Origin of the sequence: Haloquadratum walsbyi C23 (assembly GCF_000237865.1) — an archaeon.
In the GTDB taxonomy this organism is placed as follows: Archaea; Halobacteriota; Halobacteria; order Halobacteriales; family Haloferacaceae; genus Haloquadratum; species Haloquadratum walsbyi.
The window spans coordinates 885,906-912,034 of sequence record NC_017459.1; the positions used below are offsets into that span (position 1 = coordinate 885,906).

Annotated in this window: 20 protein-coding genes and 3 pseudogenes; 12 read left to right on the top strand and 11 right to left on the bottom strand. The window is 47.2% G+C overall.

Annotated features, from left to right (window positions below):
• Positions 1–31 precede the first annotated feature (31 nt).
• Positions 32–697 (top strand): annotated as a pseudogene (locus tag HQRW_RS03905) (HD domain-containing protein); the annotation flags it as partial.
• Between the two features lie 551 nt (positions 698–1,248).
• On the opposite strand, the gene gltB reads toward HQRW_RS03905, so the two are convergent.
• The 3 genes and pseudogenes from gltB to HQRW_RS15400 form a co-directional block, all read right to left on the bottom strand.
• Entirely contained in the window at positions 1,249–5,817 is a 4,569-nt protein-coding gene (gene gltB, locus HQRW_RS03910; RefSeq protein ID WP_014555543.1) for a glutamate synthase large subunit, read from the bottom strand.
• 162 nt (positions 5,818–5,979) lie between these two features.
• On the bottom strand, positions 5,980–7,518 hold the full coding sequence (gene proS, locus HQRW_RS03915) for a proline--tRNA ligase (protein WP_014555544.1): 1,539 nt from the start codon (positions 7,516–7,518) through the stop codon (positions 5,980–5,982).
• A 116-nt stretch (positions 7,519–7,634) separates the two neighbouring features.
• A pseudogene (locus HQRW_RS15400) lies at positions 7,635–7,858 on the bottom strand (hypothetical protein); the annotation flags it as partial.
• A 515-nt stretch (positions 7,859–8,373) separates the two neighbouring features.
• Between HQRW_RS15400 and HQRW_RS03920 the strand changes: the two are divergent.
• Positions 8,374–10,293 (top strand): beta-CASP ribonuclease aCPSF1, encoded by a 1,920-nt coding sequence (locus HQRW_RS03920; RefSeq protein ID WP_014555545.1) that lies wholly within the window; start codon positions 8,374–8,376, stop codon positions 10,291–10,293.
• 137 nt (positions 10,294–10,430) lie between these two features.
• On the opposite strand, the gene HQRW_RS15790 is transcribed toward HQRW_RS03920, so the two are convergent.
• From HQRW_RS15790 to HQRW_RS16210, 3 genes are all read right to left on the bottom strand, one after another.
• Positions 10,431–10,598, bottom strand: a complete 168-nt coding sequence (locus tag HQRW_RS15790) for a hypothetical protein (RefSeq protein ID WP_158307733.1) — start codon at positions 10,596–10,598, stop codon at positions 10,431–10,433.
• Positions 10,599–10,685: 87 nt separating this feature from the next.
• On the bottom strand, positions 10,686–11,090 hold the full coding sequence (locus tag HQRW_RS16205) for a zinc ribbon domain-containing protein (RefSeq protein WP_197535320.1): 405 nt from the start codon (positions 11,088–11,090) through the stop codon (positions 10,686–10,688).
• Between the two features lie 506 nt (positions 11,091–11,596).
• Positions 11,597–11,788: a hypothetical protein gene (locus HQRW_RS16210; protein WP_049891623.1), complete on the bottom strand. Its 192-nt coding sequence runs from the start codon at positions 11,786–11,788 to the stop codon at positions 11,597–11,599.
• 203 nt (positions 11,789–11,991) lie between these two features.
• Here HQRW_RS16210 and HQRW_RS03930 point away from each other — a divergent pair, with 203 nt between their 5' ends.
• The 3 genes from HQRW_RS03930 to aceB all read left to right on the top strand — a co-directional run bounded on the left by HQRW_RS03930 (position 11,992) and on the right by aceB (position 14,047).
• Positions 11,992–12,213 carry a hypothetical protein gene (locus HQRW_RS03930; RefSeq protein ID WP_011570996.1) on the top strand — a complete coding sequence of 74 codons (222 nt, stop codon included), beginning with the start codon at positions 11,992–11,994 and terminating at the stop codon, positions 12,211–12,213.
• Positions 12,206–12,604, top strand: coding sequence for a hypothetical protein (locus HQRW_RS03935; RefSeq protein ID WP_011570997.1), 399 nt, complete (start codon positions 12,206–12,208; stop codon positions 12,602–12,604). The genes HQRW_RS03930 and HQRW_RS03935 overlap by 8 nt, the downstream gene beginning before the upstream one ends.
• Before the next feature lie 135 nt (positions 12,605–12,739).
• Positions 12,740–14,047 (top strand): malate synthase AceB, encoded by a 1,308-nt coding sequence (gene aceB / locus HQRW_RS03940; protein ID WP_011570998.1) that lies wholly within the window; start codon positions 12,740–12,742, stop codon positions 14,045–14,047.
• A 70-nt stretch (positions 14,048–14,117) separates the two neighbouring features.
• On the opposite strand, the gene HQRW_RS03945 is transcribed toward aceB, so the two are convergent.
• On the bottom strand, positions 14,118–14,498 hold the full coding sequence (locus tag HQRW_RS03945; protein ID WP_011570999.1) for a VOC family protein: 381 nt from the start codon (positions 14,496–14,498) through the stop codon (positions 14,118–14,120).
• 174 nt (positions 14,499–14,672) lie between these two features.
• Here HQRW_RS03945 and HQRW_RS03950 point away from each other — a divergent pair, with 174 nt between their 5' ends.
• Complete coding sequence (locus HQRW_RS03950; protein WP_014555547.1) at positions 14,673–15,401, top strand: fumarylacetoacetate hydrolase family protein; 729 nt, start codon at positions 14,673–14,675, stop codon at positions 15,399–15,401.
• Positions 15,402–15,855: 454 nt separating this feature from the next.
• Positions 15,856–16,161 carry a hypothetical protein gene (locus HQRW_RS03955; RefSeq protein ID WP_014555548.1) on the top strand — a complete coding sequence of 102 codons (306 nt, stop codon included), beginning with the start codon at positions 15,856–15,858 and terminating at the stop codon, positions 16,159–16,161.
• A 264-nt stretch (positions 16,162–16,425) separates the two neighbouring features.
• Here HQRW_RS03955 and HQRW_RS03960 read toward each other — a convergent pair.
• Positions 16,426–16,827: pseudogene (locus HQRW_RS03960) on the bottom strand (helix-turn-helix domain-containing protein); the annotation flags it as partial.
• A 324-nt stretch (positions 16,828–17,151) separates the two neighbouring features.
• Here HQRW_RS03960 and HQRW_RS16675 point away from each other — a divergent pair.
• The 3 genes from HQRW_RS16675 to HQRW_RS03970 all read left to right on the top strand — a co-directional run bounded on the left by HQRW_RS16675 (position 17,152) and on the right by HQRW_RS03970 (position 18,649).
• On the top strand, positions 17,152–17,277 hold the full coding sequence (locus tag HQRW_RS16675; RefSeq protein WP_269448555.1) for a hypothetical protein: 126 nt from the start codon (positions 17,152–17,154) through the stop codon (positions 17,275–17,277).
• A 302-nt stretch (positions 17,278–17,579) separates the two neighbouring features.
• Positions 17,580–17,687, top strand: a complete 108-nt coding sequence (locus tag HQRW_RS16345) for a hypothetical protein (RefSeq protein ID WP_231852406.1) — start codon at positions 17,580–17,582, stop codon at positions 17,685–17,687.
• 677 nt (positions 17,688–18,364) lie between these two features.
• Positions 18,365–18,649 carry a translation initiation factor eIF-1A gene (locus HQRW_RS03970; protein WP_014555549.1) on the top strand — a complete coding sequence of 95 codons (285 nt, stop codon included), beginning with the start codon at positions 18,365–18,367 and terminating at the stop codon, positions 18,647–18,649.
• A gap of 309 nt (positions 18,650–18,958) precedes the next feature.
• Here HQRW_RS03970 and HQRW_RS03975 read toward each other — a convergent pair whose 3' ends face one another.
• A complete protein-coding gene (locus HQRW_RS03975) occupies positions 18,959–20,332 on the bottom strand; it encodes a glycosyltransferase (protein WP_014555550.1) in 1,374 nt (457 codons plus the stop codon).
• A gap of 317 nt (positions 20,333–20,649) precedes the next feature.
• Between HQRW_RS03975 and HQRW_RS03980 the strand changes: the two genes are divergently transcribed.
• Together HQRW_RS03980 and HQRW_RS03985 are read left to right on the top strand one after the other, a co-directional pair.
• A complete protein-coding gene (locus HQRW_RS03980; protein ID WP_014555551.1) occupies positions 20,650–22,677 on the top strand; it encodes an aldo/keto reductase in 2,028 nt (675 codons plus the stop codon).
• The gene (locus HQRW_RS03985; RefSeq protein WP_014555552.1) at positions 22,674–23,558 is read left to right on the top strand and encodes a CDP-alcohol phosphatidyltransferase family protein; all 885 of its coding nucleotides are present in this window, start codon (positions 22,674–22,676) and stop codon (positions 23,556–23,558) included. The genes HQRW_RS03980 and HQRW_RS03985 overlap by 4 nt, the downstream gene beginning before the upstream one ends.
• A 222-nt stretch (positions 23,559–23,780) precedes the next feature.
• On the opposite strand, the gene HQRW_RS03990 is transcribed toward HQRW_RS03985, so the two are convergent.
• Together HQRW_RS03990 and HQRW_RS03995 are read right to left on the bottom strand one after the other, a co-directional pair.
• Positions 23,781–24,965 carry a Cdc6/Cdc18 family protein gene (locus HQRW_RS03990; protein WP_014555553.1) on the bottom strand — a complete coding sequence of 395 codons (1,185 nt, stop codon included), beginning with the start codon at positions 24,963–24,965 and terminating at the stop codon, positions 23,781–23,783.
• A 69-nt stretch (positions 24,966–25,034) separates the two neighbouring features.
• A complete protein-coding gene (locus HQRW_RS03995; protein WP_011571008.1) occupies positions 25,035–26,129 on the bottom strand; it encodes a hypothetical protein in 1,095 nt (364 codons plus the stop codon).

Here is a 26,129-nt window from a genome sequence, read left to right on the forward strand (position 1 = left end):
ATGCCGAGCATGACTTACCCGAGGTGGTTTTGTGGGCGTTAAAATCAAAGAATCCGCCATTTCTGACACGGAGTTTGAGCGGATGCAGCAGTTCGTTTATGATTACCTTGCTGCCAGCGTTGAAGGTGATGAAGATGGTGGACGGATGCGGTGGTACCCATGGCATAGTGCAGAGTATCGATTTAACCACATTCAAAATGTCATTGAGATAGCGACGACAATCGCTGATCGCGAAGGGGCAGCAATTGACGTTGTCCGTGTTTCTGCACTATTTCATGATATCTCTAAACTTGAAGCGAATCAAGAAGTTCATGCTGAGGAAGGCGCTCGCGTGACCCGCGAATATCTCCAAACCTGTGATAATCTTCCACAATCATTTATTGATGAGGTGTGTCAATCTGTTGCTGAACATTCATATCAAGGTCCATTATCGGATACCTCACTCGAAACACAGAGTCTTATCGAGGCAGATATCCTCGATAAAATTGGAGCGAATGGGACCGTCTTAATCCTCTTGCGGATGGGATATGAGTCTCGTACACATACTGATGCTGCAGAGATGGTTGACCGTGTTCTTGAACGTGGACGTAACGCGAAAGAACGAGTCGTATCCGATACTGCTGAAAGTATTGCATATCAGCGGCTGAAGCGTGTAAAATGGTTTCGTGAGTGGCTTGAGTCTGAGGTCCCAGCGATGTCTATGGGTGCGAATGTCGAGTTTACTCCTGACCCAACGAAAGCGGACGCCCACACGACACACGGTGATATTGACTCTGATATCAGTGTCGCTACTGGAACAGATACGGATAGCACTGACACCAACGAAGATACTGACACCAATCCTGACACTAACAATACCAACCCTGTCGATACACATATTAGCGATGGATAAACGGGATATGTCATTGAATAACCCCTGAGACAATCACCATGACCGTCGAAATATTCGGAATGCCGTTTTCTGTATAAAATCTCAATCATCGGATTAGCCAGCAGATTGAGTAGCTCATTATACAACTTATCACAAGATCAGCTGTATTCACTGAATTGAAACTTTATCAGAATAAAAAGAAGGCCCCCACTCATAAGCAGCGAACAGTGAAAGCCATGAATAAGTAGGGCAGAGTAAGGTAATTCATTTATTTGTTCTGACAGGTAATCACAGAATGTATAACTTCAGCGATTCAATAATATTGGGCTGTATTCCAAAGGTCGGTGCGGCGTCGAACCCAATTAGCAGCGTTATTATCAGTCGTCGCTCGTTTGTGCAATAGCATCATTATCAGTGATGCTTGCTGATGCGGCTGCGGCTGGTGGTAGTTCGTTTCTAACGTCATCTCGTGCTCGCTCCTCAATAACTTCAGCATATGCGTCGGGCATTATCTTGACGAAGTCATTGACGACATCTGTCCATTGTTCAAGCATCCACTCAGCCTGATCACTACTTGTATACTCCTCATGATTTTCAATAAGTCGGCGCAACATTGCCTTATCGCTATCCTCAAGACGAGACGCAAGTGATACCATCTCTGTGTTTGCTGACTCTGAGAACGTATCCTCTGGGTCGTACGCATATGCAATTCCACCTGACATACCTGCGGCGAAGTTCCGACCTGTCTCACCAAGGACGGCAACAATACCACCGGTCATATACTCACAGCCGTGGTCACCAACTCCTTCAACGACAGTTTTGACTCCAGAGTTGCGGACTGCAAACCGCTCGCCGGCGACACCGTTGACATATAACTCACCCTGTGTTGCACCGTATAATGCAACATTCCCGATAAGAACGTTTTCGCTCGCTTCATAATTGGCTGTTTCTGGAGTCTCAACGATTATCCTCCCCCCAGAGAGTCCTTTACCAACATAGTCATTAGCTGCACCGGTGAGATGCATCGTAACGCCACTCGCGAGGAATGCGCCGAATGATTGCCCTGCAACACCATCAAATGAGCAGTGAATCGTGTCGTTTGGCAATCCAGCACCACCGTGCTCACTGGAGATTCGATTTGATAACATCGCGCCAACCGCCCGGTCGACGTTCGAGATTGATTCTGTGATGGCAACCGGTTCGCCATCAGTAAGCGCAGCCTCAGCTGATTCAATAAGCTCATGATCAAGCTGCGTCTCAATAGCAGAATGAGTCTGTCCCTCAGTCTGATGTCTTGTGTCGCCCGCAGGCTCCGCAATTACGTCTGAGAGATCAAGATGACGAGCCTTTTCATGATCGGTCTCACGCTGCGTCAGAAGCGACGGTCGACCAATCATCTCATCTAATGACTGGAATCCAAGTTCAGCCATTATTTCTCTGAGTTCCTGTGCAATAAACGTCATATAGTTAATGACGTGGTCTGGCTGCCCGGGGAACCGATTCCGAAGTTTCTCTCGCTGCGTTGCAACACCAACTGGACAGGTATTTTCGTGACATTGTCGAGCCATCACGCACCCAGAGGTAACGAGTGAGGCTGTTCCGAAGACATACTCCTCACCACCTAATAATGCAGCAATAGCAACATCACGACCGGTTTTCATCCCACCATCGACAGTGACGCGAATACGCGATCGAAGGTCTGTTGCCCGTAGCATCTGATTTGTCTCTGCCAAGCCAAGTTCCCACGGTAGACCTGCATTCTTGATTGATGTCTTTGGTGATGCGCCAGTTCCACCATCATGTCCTGAGATATGCACAACATCAGCGTTTGCCTTTGCAACACCTGCAGCGATTGTCCCAATTCCTGCCTCTGAAACGAGTTTGACATTGATATCCGCGTCAGGATTCGCCGCCTTTAGATCATGAATAAGTTGCTTGAGGTCCTCAATTGAGTAAATATCATGCAGTGGTGGTGGCGAAATAAGTCCGACACCTGGTGTTGAAAATCGGACATGAGCAATCATCTCATTAACCTTCTTACCAGGGAGATGACCACCTTCACCAGGTTTTGATCCTTGTGCCATCTTTATTTGAATCTCCTCAGCGTTTGTGAGGTACTCTGACGTAACGCCAAAGCGTCCTGATGCGACCTGTTTGACAGCACACTCTTTTTCAGTTCCGAACCGCTCTGGTGGTTCGCCACCTTCACCAGTGTTTGATTTCGCGCCAAGGCGATTCATCGCAATCGAATTATTTTCATGCGCTTCTGGAGAGAGACTTCCAAGCGACATCGCTGCTGTTGAGAATCGCGTCACGATATCTTCGACAGGTTCGACAGACTCAACGGGAATTGATTCACGATTGCTATCAAATGATAACAGCCCGCGCAAAGTCTGTAGTTCCTCAGACTGATCATTAATCAGTTCAGCAAACTCGCCGTACTTTTCATAATCGCCCGATCGAACTGCCTGCTGAAGCGTTCCGACTGTCTGTGGATTCCATTGATGATGGATACCATCAGATCGGTGTTCGAATTCACCCTGCCGTTCTAACTCTGGGTCGGTCCCGTAAGCAACAGCATGTCGGGTTAATGCATCTTCTTCAATTACGTCAATACCAATCCCCTCCGTTCTGATTTCTGTTCCTTCAAAATACTCCCCAACGAAATCTGAGTCAAGACCAACTGCCTCGAAAATCTGAGCTCCTTGATAGGACTCGACTGTTGAGATTCCCATCTTTGCCATTGTCTTCAGTAGCCCATCTTCGAGTGCATCGATGTATGCAGCAACTGCATCGGATTCATCGGCACCGTCAGGTCCAGCAACAACATCAGCAATCGTTTGGTATGCAAGATATGGGTTAATACCATCGGCACCGTATCCAACAAGCGTTGCGATGTGATGTACTTCACGCGGATCACCGGATTCAACAATAATTCCGGCACGGTTTCGAAGTCCAGAGCGAACAAGACTATGATGTACAGCACCTGTTGCAAGGAGGCTTGGGATTGCTATACGATCAGAGCCCAGTTTCTTATCTGAGAGTACAACAACATCAGCACCGTTTTTGATTTCGGTTGTCGCATTCTTACGAATCTGCTCGATTGCTTCTTCGAGTGTTTTCTCACGCTCATATGTGATGTCAACGACTGCTGTTGACATCGCATCTTCTGTATCATCACCCAATGATTTGATTCCTGACGTCTGCTCATCGGTCAATACAGGTGAGTCTAAGATGAGTTGACGAGCATGAGTTTTCGTCTCATCGAGAAGGTTCCGTTGTGCCCCAACACGCGATTCGAGTGATGTGACCAGTTCTTCACGAATGTAATCAAGCGGTGGGTTCGTAACTTGTGCAAATAATTGCTTGAAATAGGTAAAGAGTGGTCGGTTAAAATCTGAAAGAACCGATAGCGGGGTATCATCACCCATCGATCCGACTGGATCTTTACCCTTTTCAGCCATTGGTTCAATCAAATGATTAATTTGATCGTGAGTGTATCCAAATGCTGCTTGTGCTGCACGAAGATGGTCGAAATCTGCCTGGGATTCGTATAGAGAGCCATCTGTTAATTCTGAGAGATGTCGCTGTTCCGTTTCGAGCCATTCAGCGTACTTCTCATCAGTCAGTGAATCGAACACCTCAGAATCTGGGATAACACGTCCTTCCTCTGGGTCTGCAACGAATAACTGTCCAGGCTGTAGTCGCCCGCGTTCGCTGATATTGCTCGGCTCGGTATCGAGTGCACCGGATTCACTTGCCATGATAAGCGTGTTGTCCGTTGTGACATCATATCGACATGGACGAAGTCCATTTCGATCAAGAACTGCAGCGATTCGGTCACCATCTGTTGCTGCAACCAGTGCTGGTCCATCCCATGGTTCAACCAGCGATGCGTGATAATCATACCATGCACGGCGGTCTTCGTCCATTTGCTCATCGCCACGATATGCTTCAGGAATGAGCATCCGAAGAACATGCGGCAACTCACGACCACCCTGTAAAAGTAACTCAACAGCATTATCAACAGATGCTGTATCCGATTGATTTGGATCGTTAATGACCGGTTTTATTGTATCCAGATCATCATCAAATGTTGGGTGTGAAAGGTCCGTTTCACGACTTCGCATCCAATTGATATTACCTTGGATTGTGTTGATCTCACCATTGTGGATGATATGCCGATATGGATGCGCAAGATGCCATGCACCAAGTGTGTTTGTTGAAAACCGTGCGTGGACGAGCGTCAGCGTCGTTTTGAACCGTTCATCTGCAAGGTCTTGATAATAATCTGCAAGTTGCGTACCCTTTAATAATCCCTTATATACTATTGTCTGCCGAGAGAGCGAACAGATATAGAATCGTGCGGCGCCGGTTGAGTCAAGCTCATCAACTTCGGTCTCAACCGCTCGCCGGGCAACATACAGAGACTGATCAAATTCTTTCTCATCAATTTCACCTGCCTCAACATTGTGTGTGGATTCGGGTACAATGAATGCCTGCCAAACATCAGGTTCAGATTCAAGTGCTGTTTCACCAAGGTTGGTGTTATCTGTTGGAACATCTCGCCAATTAATCACAGATAGATCGTGTTCAGCAAGCACCCGCTCGAAGATTGACATCAGTCCTTCTCGGGCAGCGTCGTCTTGTGGCATGAAAATCGAGCCGACGGCGTACTCCTCAGGAAGGTCACACTCAACAACAGCATCAAAAAATGAGTCAGGTCGCTGAACAACGATTCCAGCGCCATCTCCTGTGTCAGGTTCAGCGCCGGTCGTTCCTCGATGTTCAAGATTCTCAAGAAGTTCAATCCCATTAGATACAGTTTGGTGTGACTGCCCACCATCAAGATCGACAACAGCGCCGACACCGCAGTTCGACCGACTATCTGATGGATCAGCCAATCCATCAGTATGTTCAGTCGTGTGGCTATCTGGCTTGGTCATATGTAATCTATGATACGGCTACTAAAGGAACTTCCCCTCAAATGATATTGTCTCACTAACCACATATAAGGACCGGGAGTAATATCTTATATTTTGACCGTATTTTTCGACGCATGACGAATATAATTATCGACAAAGACAATTACGATATTATTATCACTGTTAATACGATTTGGCAAAATAAGCAGTTTTAAAAGCTGGATTATCACAGACCACACACGTCGAATCTGTCAGATCAAGTGATTTCTCATTAGATTCCACTGTCGTATCATTGTTCACATCCATGTTTTCATCCGTGGTATCTTGCTCATCAGCTTCATCACTCGATATGGGTACCATCACAATTTCAGCTGCGATTTCATCCTTGATTGCTGTCTCACAGCCCTCATCACCGCACCATGGAGTTTTAACATATCCACCATGCTGACCAATTGTTCCTAAAAGTTCAGAACGAGTTTTGGCTATCCGGATATTTGAATTAAGTGTTTCTTCTGCAGCGGCATACAACTTCGCGTATACAGCATCAAACTGTTCTTGAACTGTCTCGACAATTTCTGATCGTTCAGCTGTTATTGACTCCCCATCAGGTCGATGTATTAATGTGACCGTCCCCTCCGTTGCTTCATCTGGTCCTATTTCAGCCCGTAGCGGGACTCCTTTTAGCTCCCATTCATTAAATTTGAATCCAGGATTCTGGTCATCACGGTCATCAAGTTCGACACGAATTCCAGCATCATCGAGATTATTTGCAACATCTTCAGCATATTCGAGTACTCTCTCTTTTGTTTCTGTCTGCCAAATCGGAACAATGACGACTTGTTCTGGCGCAACTGTTGGCGGAAGTACAAGTCCTTGATCATCCGAATGCGTCATAATGAGTGCTCCGAGTGCTCGCCATGAGAGCCCCCATGATGTTGTGTGTGCAACCCGTGATGTTTCGTCTGTATCAGTATATGTAATGTCAAAGGCATCCGCAAATTCGGTGCCAAGGTAATGAGATGTTGCACCTTGCACCGACTTACCATCCGGCATCAATGCCTCGACAGTTGTTGTTGTGTCCGCACCTGGGAACTTATCATGTTCCGGTTTTGCACCCCGAAGCACAGGAATCGCAAGTAGGTCCTCATATGTTGACTCATATTGATTCAGACGACACATAGTCTCCGCCCACGCATCCGCCCGTGTTGCATGCGCCGTATGACCTTCTTGCCAGAGGAACTCTTTTGTTCTGAAAAATGGCTTTGTTTCTGTTGCTTCCCACCGGACGACTGAGGTCCATTGATTCACTCGCAGCGGTAAATCTCGATAACTTCGAATCCACCGTGAGAGATACGGTGCAATGATTGACTCTGATGTTGGGCGGACCGCAAGCCGCTCTTCAAGTTCGTTTCGACCAGCTTGCTCAACCCACGCTACTTCAGGATCAAACCCTTCGACAATCTCTTTTTCACGCTCGAGATATCCTTCAGGTATAAACAATGGGAAGTATGCATTCTGAACACCCGTTTGTTTGAACCGAGTATCAAGATAACTTTGCACACGTTCCCAGAGTTCATATGCCCGTGGGCGGGTGACGATGAACCCACTCATGCCCTCTGGACCATAGTTAGCTAATTCAGCTTTTTGAACGACCTCAGCATACCACTCACCGGTATTATGTATCTTTGATTGTGTAATCCCGAGGTCTTGATCTTCACTCATTAGCTAAAAGGAATCCGAGGTGCGTGTTAAATCCCCTGAACAGAATTATTATTTGATTGATCACATCGCGTATCCAAATCATCCTGTTGCACCCCGAATGATGTTGTTGACTCCTGCTAGTCCCACCCTGGCAACCGGGTTTGAAACCCTGCGGCGAGTGCTGCATCAAGACCGTCAGTATCAGGCGTCTCCAGTGTATCCATACACATCTGTAATATGAAATGTTGCTTCCGCAAGTACAGATAATGGCGTCCCACCCAATTGTCGACGCGAGTTCTCGAGCAAGCACCTCATCACCGACAAATTCCGGATAATCACCCGGAACATCAATCCGACGAAGATTTCCAATATTGGATTCACACACTCACATAACTCTGATTGTTATTTTGTTTGAAAATATAGATTGGATAAAGATGTACAGGCGGTACAAGGCGACTGCCTCGGGGCTTGACTTCGGAGTGAGTTCACATGACTTGTGAGTCGACACGGACTATGGTACGGTATTCAAATCGATATGAGTGAGATGAAGAATGTATTCATTTTACCTAAGATTCCGTCTCAGCGGTATGATATCGTCGGATTTGTTTGTGTTTAGACAGGGTAGATATCAGATATATGATTCCAGCTTGAGAAGATTTTTATACGCAGGCGGGGCTACGTCACGATAAGCGGGTTTTACCTGTCTCCTACATGATCAGGACCGCCAGAGATAGCGATTCATTTAGTCGTTCAATATGCTCTCTCATCCATTATGACGCTTGATTATCTCCGGATTAAATTATTAGTCCAATATTATGATAGGAGTGACCCGACATACCGTCTGCTCACAACATTGTGGGCAGGACGTTCTTACCTATGAGCTCAGTAGATACGCAACTTGAGGAACTGAAATCAGAGATAATGGCTGAACTGCCGTCTGATATCTCTGTTTCGGACGTAACGTACGAGGGACCAGAACTTGTTGTCTATACGCGTGATCCTAAACGATTCGCAAAGAATGGGGACCTCGTTCGCGACCTTGCAGGAAAGCTCCGCAAACGAATCACTATTCGACCGGATCCAGAGGCGCTTGCGTCACCAGCGCGAGCGCAAGATCAGATTCATGACGTGATTCCGGATGAGGCTGGGGTGACCGACCTTGATTTTCATCATGATACCGGCGAGGTTGTAATTGAAGCAGAAAAACCTGGTATAGTAATCGGACGTGGTGGTGAAACACTTCGAGAGATCACACAGCAAGTCGGGTGGACACCCGAGGTTGTTCGTACACCACCGATTGAATCATCCACCGTCTCGAACGTTCGTAATTTCTTAAAACAAGAGCGTGATGAGCGTCGAGATATTCTTGAGCGTGTTGGTCGACAAATTCACCGTGAGGAACTCTCAGATGATGAATGGGTTCGCATCAGCACACTTGGATGCTGTCGTGAGGTGGGTCGTGCTTCATTTGTTCTTTCAACGCCAGAAACACGCATTCTTATTGACTGCGGGGATAAACCGGGGTCTGATGATGTTCCATATTTGCAGGCTCCAGAGGCGCTTGGATCCGGTGCAAGTTCAGTTGATGCGGTTGTACTCACACATGCACATCTTGACCACTCAGCGCTCCTTCCACTATTATTCAAATATGGATATGACGGACCGATCTATACGACAGAACCAACCCGTGACCTGATGGGGCTTCTCCAATTGGACTATCTTGATGTTGCGGCAAAAGAAGGACGCACACCACCATATGACTCTTCGATGGTTCGTGAGACAATCAAACACACCATTCCGTTGGAGTATGGCGATGTAACCGATATTGCCCCAGACGTCAAATTAACATTCCACAACGCGGGTCACATTCTCGGGTCAGCAGTAACCCACTTCCATATTGGCGATGGATTATACAACGTTGCATTCTCTGGTGATATTCACTACGAAGATACTCGATTATTCAATGGGGCAGTTAATGACTTCCCGCGTGTTGAAACACTTATCCTCGAATCAACATACGGCGGTCGCGATGATTATCAGACAGATCAAGAAGACTCAGAACGCGAGCTTATAGAGGTGATCAATGAAACATATGACCGTGGTGGGAAAGTCGTCATCCCTGCTTTTGCCGTTGGGCGGTCACAAGAGATTATGCTCGTCTTAGAAGAGGCGATGCGAACTGGTGAGATTCCACAAATGCCAGTCCATCTTGATGGCATGATATGGGAAGCAACTGCAATACACACGACCTACCCCGAATATCTTCGTGATAACCTCCGTGATCGAATCTTCCACGATGATGAAAATCCATTTCTTGCCGAGGAATTTAATCACATTGATGCCGGTGAAGAGGAACGGCAAGCCGTCTCCGATGGTGAACCATGCATTGTGCTTTCAACCTCGGGGATGATCACTGGCGGACCCATTATGTCTTGGCTCCAACACATTGGCACTGATCCGGATTCACGTCTTGTCTTTGTTGGATATCAAGCGCAGGGAACGCTTGGTCGACGTATCCAGGATGGATGGGACGAAATCCCAATTAACGGCGATCAACTTGGTCGATCAGAGACGCTCACCCTTGAGATGGATGTTACGACTGTGAGTGGCTTCTCGGGGCACGCCGATCGCCAAGGGCTTGAGAACTTCGTCAAGACAATGAATCCCCGTCCTGAGAAAATCCTCTGCGTGCACGGCGATGAGCAGTCGGTACAAGACCTTTCATCTGGGTTGTATCATGACTATAATCTACGCACGTTTGCCCCGAAGAATCTCGAAACGTTCCGATTCCTCTAGCAATCTGAATTAAATACATCATAGTTGCCTCAGATGTCTTAGTTGGGAGGTTCAGTTCATAATATGCAGAATATATGAATGAGCTGCTTTAAATTTCAATTCTCAATTCTCAACTCTCAACTCTCAATTCTCAATTCTCAATTAATTCCACCATCACTAGTTGGCATCCCAACAGCAGAAAGAATGCCTGTATACCAGACATTGTCAAGCATCCAGATCAGGGAGCCCACAGTTGCAGCTTGATACCAGCGGCGTTTCACCACACACCGTGACGCATCCCATGTACGGCAGTTCGTTGTACTCACGTTGCTTTCTCCGATAGAGTGTAATTAACGACCTCACCGCGTCACGCGGTTCCCTCGGTGAGGGTGGCTTGTCAGTGACCTCTTCCTCTAAGTCACAACAGTATGATGGGTGAGGGCTGTATGCCCTAAATCGGTGTCCTTAATCCTGAGTTCAGAGCATATTGATTGATACTCCTCCTCCGAGACGACTGATGGTCCCGCAGGAGATACAACCCTGCTATGTTCTTCGCCGTCGCAAAGCCACGCCGGACGTAGTCCGGAGACAACGCTGTAGTCGGCGTAGTTTTGCTTTCCACACCGCTGGCACTCGAATTCGTCTCGGTGACGGTTATCCTCATGAACGCATCCGCACTCAGTGCACCGCTTGCTCATATTCTTTGGATTCACCGTATCCACGAACACACCGTGTTTTTCTGGCTTGTGCTCGATGAACTGTTTGAGCTTACGGAATTCCCATATTGAGCGCCAGTCAGCATCGGTAAACGACCTCAAATCCCATCGAACTCCTCGAAGGCTCGTCGGCAGTGATTGAGTTTGCCTGCGGTGAAAAACCGAGCCGTGCTGGTGACGGCGATTTGGGTAACACCGAGGTCAACACCTACAATCGTGTTCCGTTCTATGTTGTTGCCTCTATCTTAGGTTTCTCCTTGTGATACCCGACGTATAAGCACTACCCGTTGTCTTGGCAGTGAAGCGTGCTTTCGATGTACTCCTATTCCTTGTTATCCAAGTACTAGTACTGGTACTGGTAGCCGTCGTCCTCGCTTGGAAGTGCGAGGTCTGCTTTCACCCGAGAATGGTCACCAAGCACTGTCAGCGATACCTGCTCTTCTTTATTGAATATGGTGAGTGTTCGCCTGTCGTACGTGATCGACTTTGATGTGAGGTACGGTTGTGTCGCCCGTTTGCCGTTTTGTCAACGTCCGATGCAGGATTGGATGTTGCTGGCAACTTTGTGACAGGCAAGAATCATATACTGACTGTTATGTCTATTTTTATTATACTGTGTCTTTAGCAATACTTCTGACACCAGCCTGAGTGTGTTCGTTCTCCCACGCAAGACTGGATGCGATGCTGCATTCGTCAAGCCACTCTTCGGCGGTAGCATAAAGTAGCTCGCGGTCTTGTTGAGAGAGTCCGTCAAGTCGTGTGATGACAGTTCGACGGTGATACTCAGTATCTGATGCCATCGTAATTTTGCAGAAGTACTACTGGTAATTGAATACTATGATAGTTGGTTTCTCAACGTGGTTGTTGGTTCCTCTCCACATACTCACTCGCGTTGCTCGCTTCTCGAGGAAGAGGACTCCACATCAAAGAGGTTGAAAACCACCTTTGAATATTTCTGAGCCTCGCCAGAACGTATATATCTTATGCGGTTATGAATATGAGTATGTCTGAAATGGACGTGCCTGAAGAGCGGATTCAGGAAACAACAAGCTGGCCAGACCTCGCAATTAGTCTTTATGACCGACTGACCGGTCGTGGTGCTGAAATAATCTATGATTTTGAGGACATGGAAGTGGAGGTCCCAAGCGGCACTGGAGAGGATGCCGAGCATGCACAATGGCGACTCGATGGCACTGTCCGCGTGACAACTCGCGAGCGTGAGTGACATAACTACTGAATCGTCACAGATTCCACTAAGTGTCAATGCAGACCTTACGATATCTGTTGACGGTGGGACAGCAGAAGTATCATCGACTGGTGATCGACTTTTCGTCACGTTTCAATCGATCCTACCAGCAATAAATGCGCTTCGCGGACTACCGAGTGAGCCTGATAGTACAGATACGGTTGCTGCTGTGTTATCGCGGACAGACTTGACGACTGAAGTTCGAATTCATGATAGAACTGTTGCTGTTATTGGTTCTCAAGCTAACCCGGGTGCCCTCTCAGAGACACTCTCAGCTGATCCAATTGAGGTTCGACTTGGTGGGATTCTCGGTGCTTTGACCCGTGAAATATCAGATACAGTCGGGCGCGTTCGGCAACTGTTCAAATAAAATGATAATGCCATCCAGTATCGGTGGTTTTGCTTTCCCGTGATGATTTATACTACTCTTTTTTATAATCGAATAGGCTAATATTGCTCTCAAGTCTTACCTTTAATATACGTCGAAGAATTCATTCATACGCATATGAGTGTTGAACGACACTACGATCGTGAGTTTGTTCGGACATTCTTTACATCTCCAACAGCTGTTGAAGGCGAAGATGACTCCGCAAAGATGATTCAAAGTGCAGCACAGCTTCGAGGGCTGAAAGCACCTGATGTCTGGGTGCCAGATAATGAAGACGCGACTGCTCCCTCAATGCGCGATGAAGGGGTTGAAAATATCATTTCAGTCGTTGCTGAGCACGGCGCGGAGTTCCCTGGTGAGATTCACCCTCGAATGGTCTGGCATCGTGAACGACCAACAACTCGATATCAGGGATTCCAGCATATGCTACAGATTGCCAATCCCGATAATGGAGCGGTCGAACATATTGATGGATTTGTGATTCCGGAAGTCGGCGATATTGATGATTGGAAAAAAGCCGATGAGTTCTTTACGATTGTCGAAAATGAATATGGGCTTGAAGAAGGGAGCCTTTCAATGTCAGTGATTGTTGAGAGCGGTGAAGCTGAGTTAGCACTTGGAGACCTCCGTGCAGAGATGGGGAAGCCATCAAACAATCTTGAGCGGCTTTTCTTATTAGTCGACGGAGAAGTTGATTACAGCAAAGACATGCGCGGAATGACACCAACCGGCGAACTTCCATCATGGCCAGAACTGAGACACAACACCTCTCGTGGCGCAAGCGCTGCTGGGCTTATTGCTGTTGATGGTCCATTTGATGATATCCGCGATATCGAGGGGTATCGTGAACGAATGATAGATAATCGTGCAAAAGGAATGATTGGTATCTGGTCACTCACACCGAGCCAGGTCGTTGAGGCAAACACTGAGCCTCTTCCGCCACAAACCGGTTCGTGGCTTCTTACTGCTGGTGATACTGATATAGAGCTCGAGCAGACGAACGGCAAACACATCTATGATGGTGACAGCGTTAGTCTCTCTGTCGAAGATGATGACACACACCATCTTGTCGTCGGGAGCGATGAGCACACCCTGGACCGGGATGAACTTCGATCAGAGCTGCTTAAAATGACAGCATATGTCCCGAGTATGGACGATATTGTTGATTCAATGGAAGAATTTGAGGCCGCAAAAGAGGCTGGAAAGGGCGCAATTGCAATGACGCAATCTGCGACACTCGTGATTGACGGTGTTGAAATCGATATCGAGACTGATCGAATGTGGGATGAGGCAACATATCAAGCGGCAATGACACCTATTGCACTCTTCCAAGACGTCTATGAACACCGTACTGACCAACATGATGAACTTGAGGATCGATACGGTGCCGATGTTGTCAACCGAGCGACACAAGTTGGAAATTAATCTCGTCGAGTTTTGGATATAAAAATTGATACTGCTGAATAAAACAGTTTGTTGACGTCGGTCCGTACGGCTATTCCGATACCGGTTCAATCAGTTCGACAGCGTGACCATCTGGATCCTCGATGAACGCAGTGTATGCGCCCGCTGCGGGTTGTGGACCAGGTTCAGCGACGATACCGTAGTGATCAACTTGTTTGATCGTTTCATCAACATCATCAACGCCAAGCGCCAAATGATCCCAACCGGTACCCATTTCAAATGTTGTTTCACCTGTTGTCTCTGAAAGTTGTAATTCAACGCCGTTGGTATCAACAACATAGTAGTTTGTTGTCTCTCCGTCCTCACTCGTGAACTGCCAGGACTTCTCAAATCCAAATTGCTCATAGAATGCGATTGACTCTGCCGCATCGGCAACGTTCAGACAAGTGTGCAAGATTGTTGCATCAGACATCGTTTCTCATATCAATCCTTCACTGGAGTTACTTGAATAATCCGGTGTATGGCGGATGGTGTAGTCACCATCTATTGTTGATCACTAATATGACGTCCTCTAACCTGTATGAGTTGAGTGATATCAACAATAATTTGTATTTGAGACTAGAGTTATGATCGTTAGTCAATTATTATGAAGCATGCTCGTTTACAAACCCCAGCGGGCATTGTCAGTGGTCGTTATCATAACGATACTGTGAATGCTCCTGATGGGACATATACTGTCGGTCGTGATGGTCAATTAGCGGTTCCATGTATACCATCCGCATTGTATTGCGTTGGTCGAAATTTCACTGCGACACTTGATCAAATGGATTATGACCGTCCTTCAGTCCCAGACTTTTTTATTAAGCCACCTGCTGCGCTCATCGGTCCAGCACAGCCGATTCGATATCCAAAATGGAGTGATAAGTTAACTTACGCTGGTGAACTTGCAGCTGTTATTGATACCCGATGTCGTGACATCGAACAATCATCCGTCCCAAATATCATTCGTGGCTATACAATCTTGAATGATATCGATGCGCTTGATCAGGAAGGTCGAACAGCGCGAAAAGCATTCGATACATCCGCCCCACTCGGACCGTGGATTGAAACTGATGCTGACCCCTACGACATGTCAATGGAGACAATAATTAATGGGGAAACAAGGCAATCAGCGACAACAAAGCAGATGATATTTGATCCATATGAAATCGTCTCATTTCTCTCCCGACGCTTCACACTTCAACCGGGGGATGTCATCTCCTTTGGAAGTCCAGCAAATCCAGGCACGATTGAGCCAGGTGATAATATCACAATTACATATGATGGTGTCGGAACACTGGAAAATCATGTGATTGAGCCAGCGGATGTTTCTTAAAATATGAGAGATATGATACAAAACGAATACGCATGATATAGCTACTTTCGGTAGTTCTATCTGCTGTTTATAGAAGGCGAGGGAATACCTGCGGCTGAAGCCGCAACATGAATCGATGCTATGCCCGACTGCTGTAAACATACCAAAGTAATTTTAATTCCGCCGAAGTCTGCCAGACTCCCCGAGGCACAAACAACTCTAAAGGGTTTCAACATGGCTGAGGCTAGGAGTACCATGGCTGAGATGTGGCACTCCCAGTAGTCCCACTCTCCCCGCCACAGTCCGTGTGAACCCCGGATGGATTCTCACCATGATACTTGATGGGACTGCAACCCTGAAATCTCCACCACTCATGCTTCGGATTCCTCCACATTTACGCTGAGGACAATGTCAATTTTGCTTCTTCTTTCGCCGGGTCGGATACGCACAAGTAGCTCCGCGTATATGAGCGAATATGAATGATGCTGAGGATGATTCGTTGACATGGACAGATGTTATTGATGCGACCATCGATGAGGAAGTCTCCCGGGATGAGGCGATTCAACTGACCGCCGAAGACCTTGCCGTCGATATTCCAATACACTTTGATGTCGATACAGATGCAGATGTAGATGTAGATGCGGATGCGGATGTGATGTCTGAGAAATCCCCTCCCGATCATGACCGAGCACGATGGCGATTCGATGGTACACTGAATGTTACTGTTGAGGGTGTTCGCGGACCTCTTGCTGAGTGGCTTCGACTCTGGACCCGCGAATGATGATATCGTATTAATACATCAAGAGTTATTCTCAGTGCACTCTCAACACTTGACGTTAAAATTCACATCCCGGTTCTGGTATCAATAGCTCTTAAGAATATCCGAGCTGCATTAATATGCAATCCATGGTTGGGATTAATACATTGTTTTTATAACACGTTTCTTCTTGGGTGTGACGTTATTTTATCGTTCAGCGGTAACTTCCGTTTCAGTGTTTGGGTCAGACCCAGAGTTAGATCCCTTCTTGGGGTCAGAACCAGGTCCAGACTCAGGACCCGACTGAGTGTTTGCATTTTCTGCGTATTTTTCCTCAAACTCTCGAATCAATTGCCCCATCTTCGCATACCAATCATTCAGCAATCGTTGCATTCCGTTTGCAATTTCATCTGGGTTGGTTGCTGAATATACATGGTAGTAGCCGCCTTGGTCATAATTGATCTGCTCTTTTTTGATAAATCCAGCCTGGAGAAGTCGTTGAATTGACCGATAGGCGGTCGACCGTTCTCGATCTACGACTTCAGCAATCTCATCAACAGTCAGTGGTTCTTTGGATTGGGTTAATACCCGAAAGCATTGCTTATCGAGTCGTTTAAGCCCATGAAAACACTCCAATAGGCTTTCACACTGCATATCTTGACGAAGTTGTTCCGACATCGGAGCGGGCATTCGTTATTTTAATGAATCACTCGTGTTAATAAAAGACTTGTGCGGATGATGTACAAGCAGGTTGTTACCGGTTAATATCGGTCATTAACGAGTAAATATCATCCATAGCGCTCACGCCATATCACCATCTGTAGGGGACGGGATAATAAATAAACACTATCTTTAATCAGTGAGAGAATCCCACCGTTTACCACGGGCGTGAATCGTGTCACTTGATTACCCTAACAACGTGTGACGGCTCTGTGAATAGCCCTCCGTGATATGAACCCTAAGGTACGAGAAAACGTACTGAAAAACAGATGCAAGTGGACATCCATATCGAATGTGGAAGCGATCTCCGCAAACTACGAGATGGAAGCAAATTACTCATATTCGACTACAAATGACGATGTGACACTCGTCGGGTTCGACGTGGGTGAGTCGAAACTCTTGATGCGCTGTGCCCTCTGAGACGAGATACTCGTTGACCCGTTGTTCGTGGATAGTGGTCGCGTCCGACACCTCCGACAGAAACAAGCTAGTGCTGAAGACCGGTTGAGACCACGATGTGCGTTGAACCTCTTGACTGATCTCATGTGGGTCAATAACAAGACACTATCGAAGACGAAATCGAGAAAGCCTCACATCGTGCCGTCGGATACGCCTCCCAGTTCGAGAACTCGGTTATCATCCTCGAATACCTCGACGGTATCACCGACGAGTACATTGGAAAGCACTCGGATCGACGTCTCGGCAAGTGACCGTTCTCCCGCTTGCAGTCACAAATTGAAGAGAAGGCAGCGAAACACGGGATTACTGTGGAATACGTGTATGTGTACGTGCATCCGCACCACACATCAAAGATGTGCTATGCGTGTTAACATTGGGTATCGACCGCATCAGGGTACGTTCAAGTGTACGAACGGTTCGTGTTGGGTGTCGGAATATCAAGCAGATCTGAACGCAGCAGCGAACAGAGCCAACTGGCTCAATCCGGTGGGGAGAGAGCCTGCCTTGGGGATCTGCAGGCGATGACTCGCCACAGAGCGGGGGTCAGTGGCAGGTCCACCAAGACACGTTACCGAGTGAGAAACTCCCGTCTGAGAGGCGGGCTTCCAGTGACAAGGGTTCGTCTAGCTCACCAGCGGCGGGAGCGAGGACGGAACCGGAGACCGGTAATGCGGACACGTCTTGAAACCTCAATTCAGCATCTTGTTGAGATTCCACCTGCGGTGGAAGCCCCGGCGTTCAGGCTGGGCGAGGATATCACCAGACTCAATCTGCGTTTGTATTTATCAACCGCCTGGGGTCACATTATAGCTCGGCATCTACTCTGGTTAACCTCTGACGATCGATATTACTGTCATCACAATCACCATCACAGATATAAACAATCCAATGTGATAACATGAGCTCCCTCCATGTCGCAGTCTCAATCTAGCCAAGAGGAACGGAGTAACTCAAAAAAGTTCACGCAAAATATACTAATAGGCAAATAAATCACAAACAGTTGCTATTACAACGGACGACTTTTCACCATGCCTATCGAAATTACAATGTGAGTGAAGAATCAGGGCGCCGGAATCTCCGGATGCCAAGCGATGATGAGATGTTTGCGGTTGTTGTCGAACACAATGGTGGTAATCATGTCCGTGTTCGCTGTCAGGATGGCGAAAATCGCATGGGTCGGATTCCTGGGCGAATGAAATATCGAACATGGATTAATGAGGGGGACGTCGTCCTTGTTGAACCATGGGCATGGCAGGATGAAAAAGCAAATATTGAGTGGCGCTACTCAGAACAAGACGCCGAACAACTCCGCACTGAAGGTCATATTAAATAGCGTAGAGTATTTGCGGACCATGCCGCGTTATCACGCAATATGATATAGTACAGTGTAATATCAATTCAGGTTACGCATACACCCATGTCTCACCTCAGATTAACTGTGCTACGTCGATGAACACCTTTCGCTCTAAGACAGATAGCATAACTGTAGAAAATAGAATATTAAGCTTCGTTCCTCAGGGTGAGGAGGATGTCAGGTTATGAACTAGTTATAGGAAAACCTGTGTATTGATATAGAGACTATTGACTAATTTTGCTATAATTGCCTGAGTACTGTCCATATCACATCACAATGACAGGTCAACTACTGTGATAGCATTTCCTCGACATGAGAGATGATACTCGCGTCAAACCGGTCACGATTAAACCGATTACGTGGCAACTGCGGACGCTCGTCCGTCATAATCGCCGTATCAATTTTCATTACAGCGTCCTCAAATGAGTCAAATAATCGATTATTCTGTCTATCAAGAACATCAACTTGTCCTCCACTGGCTGGAGCGAACGCAACCATCCCTGCAGCGACATACTCAGCAACAGAGAGACCAAAATGCTCTCGCGGTTTCAGATTAAGCCCATATTTGTGAGTACAAAGCAGTGTCTCCAATCGACTTCGTGGAATATCTTCTTCAACACTCACATATGACCGATCCGCCGCCTTTGTAGTAACTGTTGCTGCGTAATCTCGATATGCATCAGGCGCAGTCCCAACAATGTGAAGATGTAAATCATGTCCTTGACTTCGGACAGCGTCGACGATTGAAATCGCGTCTAGTGGACGCTTGTCCGGAGCTAATCGACCGACGACAACAACGCCATCTTCTCTTTCATCCCAAGAGCGCCCACCATATATTGGATCCACCGGTGGGTGACAAACAACCGGGTCGATATTATATCTGTTTGCAATGACAGCGGCTGTCCAGGTTGAATTCGCCAAAAACGTTGCCGGGGCAGTCTGCGTAGAGTTCGAGACAGACATCCCATCTTCGGGGGCAGCCAGTCGTGTCCATATCTGATTCAAATAACCACTGTTACCAGCGGTATTATTATCGGGATTATCATATTCCACATCCTCGAGACGGTCATCCAGATCAGGCTTGTCTTGTTCTGTTTTTTTCTTAAATTGCGCTTGAGACGTGGGTGCGGTCTGTTCTGCGCTCTCAATTCCTGTCTCTTGGAGAGTTGAATTACTTTCTGATGATGATGACATATCAACATCATATTGACCGTGTGAATTGGATTTCATTTGGACGTGATCATCGATCGTACGTCTCTCATTCGTGTTGGCGCGAAACTGCGGATAGTGAATATACTGCACTGAAGGGAGTGGTAATGAAAACTCATTTGCTGTGCTTACTGCAATATCGTATTCATTTGTAATCTGAAGAAAAAACTGTCTCAGTACTGCACTCCTGAATGGTAGTTGTGATCCGATAATTGGAGCAGCCCCTGCAAGCGCACGAGCGAACAAGGTTCCTCCTGGTGGTGTCACAATACTCAACTCATCAGTATCAAGATCGATATCGAATCGATCGGCAAGTGTTGATGGACTCGTTACAGAACATGTAATCAACGAAACTGCATGAGAATCCTGCAGCGCATCGCAAACCGCTAGACAAACTGCGTCTGCGCCGCCATGGAAGTCAAGCGTATTGTGGAGGACGGCAATCTCCGCCATATTCGCATTTTAACCGGGATATGTATATCACTTGGTGATGACGATTGATATCGTTCGCCATCTGAAGACATGTGTATTTCTCTTGTACTTTATACTCGAAACTCGAAGATTATATCTCATGGAAATTGGACAGAGATAGAAATATGATATTAAAGATGATTTATATAATTATCTGAGGAAAATAATACTCTATTTTGATGACCGGTTCTTCTTTTGTATACATCATAAGATGCACACGAGTCAGGATTCTACTAACAAAGCTCACAATATAGGAAGAAATGTTCGCGTTTTTACCGTCTGAATCTAAATCACACTAGATGCAATGTGCGTTTATCGGTGCTGGTGATGTCGTTGATTATTATCTTAATAACTTTGATTCGACTTCACTTGAGCTGACAGCGGTCTGTGACCATGATGGTGCCCGCGCGAGACATCTTGCAGCGTTAACTGATGCAACAGCTTATACTGATCTTGAATCATTGCTATCGACCGAGTCAGCACCGCTTATTGTGAATCTTACGAGTCATCAAGCACATGCGGATGTCACACGCCAATGTTTAAATGCCGATCGACATGTCTTTACTGAGAAACCGCTTGCACTGGACGCCGATACTGCAACAGCACTCGTTGATCTCGCCAAACAACGCGGAGTAGGTCTTGATTGTGCCCCGATTAACCATCGTGGACAAGCACAACAGCATATTGGATCACTCCTTGCTGATGATCAATTGAATCCAATTCGTGTCATATATGCTCACGCTCATGCAGGTCGTGTCACAGAATGGCATGATAATCCAGAGTCATTCCTTGCCGTTGGTCCATTATACGACAGTGCTGTGTACCCACTTACATTACTTACCGCATGGTTTGGTCCTGTTGAGACGGTTCGGACTGCAGATACAATTGATGTCTATCCATCACACGCTGAGTCAACCCCCGAACGCCCCGCACATGTTGAGGCGACACTTACACTCGCTGCTGGACCGATTATTAGACTTACAACAAGCTTCTATACGCCACATCGGAGTCGTGAATTCAATTCGATTGAGCTCCATGGCGATGGTGGTTCAGTATATCTCAATGATTCCGGTTCGCTAACAGCTACTGCTCAAAGCGTCAGCGTCGGCGGTCACGGTCGATCATACGTCACTGCGCCACCGATCACATCATCATCACAGAATCATTCACATATCTCTGGACCAGCACGTTTTGCACGGGCAATTGAACACGGAGATCGACCAGTGACAGGTGGTCAACGAGGTGCGCATATCGTTCGTGTCTGTAATGCAATTGAGCATGCGGCTGCAAATAATGTATCTGTATCACTCTCATCACCAGAACTGAGATGCACTGAGTCAAGAGATGAATATGCATATGCCCGATCATCAAGAGCGCTTCGGCAGGATACATACACATCACAGTCACATACAAACCCAAAGAGTTCTGAGATGAATCTACAACGGGATAATAGTCATCGACTGCCACCTGTTGGCTTTGGATGTTCACGATACCGTAATGGGAGTTATATTGATCGTGTCGACTCTATCGCAACAGCAATTGACGCTGGCTATCGGCTATTTGACATGGCAGAACTGTATGGTAATGAATATCGTATCGGGTCATTGCTTGAGACACCAGGGACACCATCCCGTGATCAACTCGTGCTCATAAGTAAGGTCTGGAATACAAATCATGCACATATTGCAGAGGCATGTAATGGAACGCTCTCAGAACTCGGTATCGAGACGCTTGATTCATATCTCCTTCACTGGCCAGATGCATGGGCTTACCAGGGACCATTATCAAAACTTGCAACCCTCTCGCCAGAGCAACAAGAGGAGCGAACATTCCCGACTGATGCCTCCGGTAATCGCGCGTCTGCTGATGTCTCAATTGAATCTGCATGGCAACGGCTTGAAGAAGTCTGCCGCCGTGGACTCACACGCACAATCGGAATTTGTAATATCTCTGCGATAGAACTTCAACGAATTCTTGATATTGCATCAATTCCCCCAGCAATTGTCCAAATTGAGTCACATCCATATCGACCGCGTAATGAACTGATTGAAAAATGTCATATGAATGGTATTCGTGTGATTGCACATTCACCGTTGTCTGCTCCTGGATTACTCACAGAGCCGGTATTACAAACCATTGCAGATACGCATGATGTTTCACCAGCAGCCATTGCAATATCGTATCACGTCGATAGGGGTGTTATCCCAATTCCTTCGAGCACGACAGCAAAACATATCTCAGCGAATCTTGCAGCAGCGAATATCCAACTTAGTGATGAGGAACGAAGCAGGCTCCAGACACTTGCAGATACAGAGTTTGAACGATGAGAGACACGGACTTTCCTGTCACTTCATCGGTTCTTTTCCTAAGAAGGCCACAAGTCACCGCAATTGCCGTCGTCACTGCTTTTGTTGGCGTTACGGCATTCCTTGTTGCAAATGAACTGCACATGCAGCAAGTCCCAGACTCATTTGAGGCTATCTCATTAAATTTAGATTTTGTTCGATGGACATTGATCGCTGGAACAGTGGCTGTGGCTGAATTGTGGTACTGTTATCGGCATCTTGGGGCAAATCACCCGCCTGCCAGCGCCGGTGATGACACCGATACAGAGGCTACACATACAGCAGATGCTGATATCAGCAGTGCCGATGAGACAGCGAAAATCGAATCGTATCAATTTCTTGGTCTCCCCAATATAGTGACGCTTGCCCGGGGAGCACTGTTCGCTACGTTAGCTGGTTTTGCTGGGGTTACACCAATATATAGTATTGCGTGGCTTCCGTCACTACTCTATGGCATAGGAAGTGCGCTTGATTTTGTTGATGGATCGCTTGCACGTACGGCTGGCAGACAGACAGTTCTTGGTGCGAAACTAGATCTCACATTTGATTCGCTTGGTTTCTTAATTGCGCCGATTGTTGCTATTCTATGGGGACAACTCCCGGTATGGTATTTATTATTACCAGCGGCGCAGTACTCATTTAAGATCGGTCGGAACCACCGTCGTCGTCGCGGACTTTGCGTTCAGCCACTTCCAGCGAGTTCTGTTCGCCGACCACTCGCCGGTCTTCAGATGGCGTTTATTACACTTGCGCTCGCTCCAATCATCAGTGCCAATTTAATCAAAATACTCGCTATGGCTGTATTGGCACCCTCACTTATTATATTCATCCGAGATTATCTTGTCATTGCTGATTATATATAACTCAATGGTCGAATTGAAGTGGCTAACACATACAATATATCTGTTCCGACTATCCAAGCCGTCCCCTCACGAACTGGAATATAGCATATAACTCAAACTCACAGAGTACGTCTGCAATATCTCACGTTTATATTGTGAAGTACCTCGGGGACAAGCCCCGAGGCTTCACCGTTTTGTCCGTGTCGCATTATATCACTCACGGGTCTGAAATAAAAAGAGCCACTAAGGATGGTTTGATTGCCCTCGCCTACGCAGGTCATATAATCGTTGAAACACATATAACGGGAACTGTGGCACAACACGGCTTGGAGGCCGTCCCTTTTGTTGTTCCGTCTCTGCTTGGACCCGCCTTATTACACCTGCTTCAGCCATCTCATAGAGGAACCGCTTGATCGTTGATGCTGATAGGTCAAGTGCTGATAACGCGTCTGTTGCCATATTTACTGACTCTCGTTCATCTGGACTGAGGTTGACGAGATGCCGAAGCACTCGTTGCCGGTTTGCCGGAAGTGAGAGTACAGCCGATAACGAAACACAGGGCTCAGGTATTGACTCGATTGCTGCATTAATATTGGATTCGGTAAGTTGGTCCTGCCCTACACCGGCAGCATTGTCGGCAGCAGAAAACAGAACTGCAAGTCCGTCATGTGCATTTCCGTCAGCCCACGCTGCGACCTGTCTTGCAAGACCATGATTGAGCGCTTGTCGCGCAAGCCCCATTGATGCCCGCTGCATCAGAATATCGACAAGTACCTGTCGTCGATATCGACTCACGCCGATTTCCGCTCCTGTGTACGTTGTCAGGTGAGTTTGATCCGGTGATGCCCGTCCGATAGCAAGCCAACTGACATTACTTGGGAGACTTGCTGCGAGATCAACAAGGGTCGACTCATCAAGACTTCGTGGTTCAGCAATATGATCAACGCAAATCACAGCACCAGGCGTTCCCTGTACCTGAGTATGAACTTGATCACGAAGACTATCGGTCCCAACGCCATGTTCTGGAACCGATTGATCAATGAGACTGCTCAATACGCTTCGATAAAATCCAAACGCGCTGGTCGCGGAGCGAGCATCAACGTACACAAACGTCGGTGACGATGGCGTTTGGACGCGAGTGCTCGTATGAATTACCTCTCGTGTTTCTGCTGGTAACTCCTTTAGATGGGACAGTAATGAAGTAAGGACGGCAGATTTCCCCGAGCCAATCGGTCCATATACATATCCATTTGGTGGTAGCTCCCCATCAAAAACCGGGTCAAAATAGTCTAGAAGCTGTTCCAATAATTGTCCCCGACCGACCGGTTCATCAAGATGCGCAGCAGGCGAGAGTGCTTCATAACGCTGAATGAACTGTGGTTGTGCGTTATGATCTCTTCGTCGCCGAATTCTCGCTTTGATATCCATTGTTTATGAAGAAATTATTAGATCGATACATCAGCTCAGTCCTCAAATAAAAAGGAAATGAGTTCGTTATTACATTCCAAGCAGTGGAACCCAGCTTGAGCTGTCGAAGACACCAATGATTGCAAGAACTGCAACGGTTAATGTCGCGACGACAATCGCAGCAGCTGGTGGGTCAAAGTGTGTATCCGAGTGAGCGTAGAACACACGCTGGACGACTTCTCCGATCAGAGCACCGTATACTCCGAAGAGACCACCAATCAGAAGTGCAATGACCTTGGTTGTGCCTGTTGGGTCAGGAAACACCGCAAGCGCAGCGGTACTCGCTGGCAGTGTCATATGGTGAGTCACTGGGATCTTCTCAACACCCAGATTAAGGAATGTCAAACTAGCCGCTGAGATACCGAATCCAAGGAATGCGCTCCCTGTCGAAAGTGCAATGAATCCGCCGAGTAGTCCCGCAACAAGACCAATCATTCCAACATTTGCCCACTTATACTGATGTGGAAGCCACGGCTCAACAGCAAGTCGTTTATATCCACCGTCGGTTGCAACTTCCCCGCCATCGGTCGCCGCTCGCATCTCCTCGTTTTCGAACGGAGACATATCGAGGAGGTTGCGGTCGCCACCACCGATCAATGGGTACCCAAATGCAACTCGGTGCAATGCTGCTGACACAACGACCATAATTGCGATTGGGTCCCACGGAAGTGCAAGTCCTGCAGAAATGAGAGTTCCGACTGCGCCAATAATACCAAATATACCTCCAACAGCAAGGACATCTGGTCGTGTCCCAAGTGCGTAAGCGATGTCTTTTGCAGGATGATAATCGCCGTCACCGGGATCTGGCATTGCGCCATCCTTCTTTGCTGCATATGCGGCTGCCGCCGCACCAGCAGCAAATGAGATATGTGGACCGAAGACCGCACCAAATCCAATCGTTCCTGTCACTGGTGCGCCAGTGATAGCAACGCTTGTCCCAGCAGCGTCAACACCGACAAGATTTGCTGCTTCACCCGCGATGACCGCAAATCCAGTGAAACAGAATGCCGGAAGTGCACCAATTGCCGCACCGAAAGCGCCTCCTGCGAATGCTGCAATGAGCAGGAATATAAGCTGTGGTGTGTCGACCCCGATAACCGGCAATTGGAGGAGTGCTTCGTACAT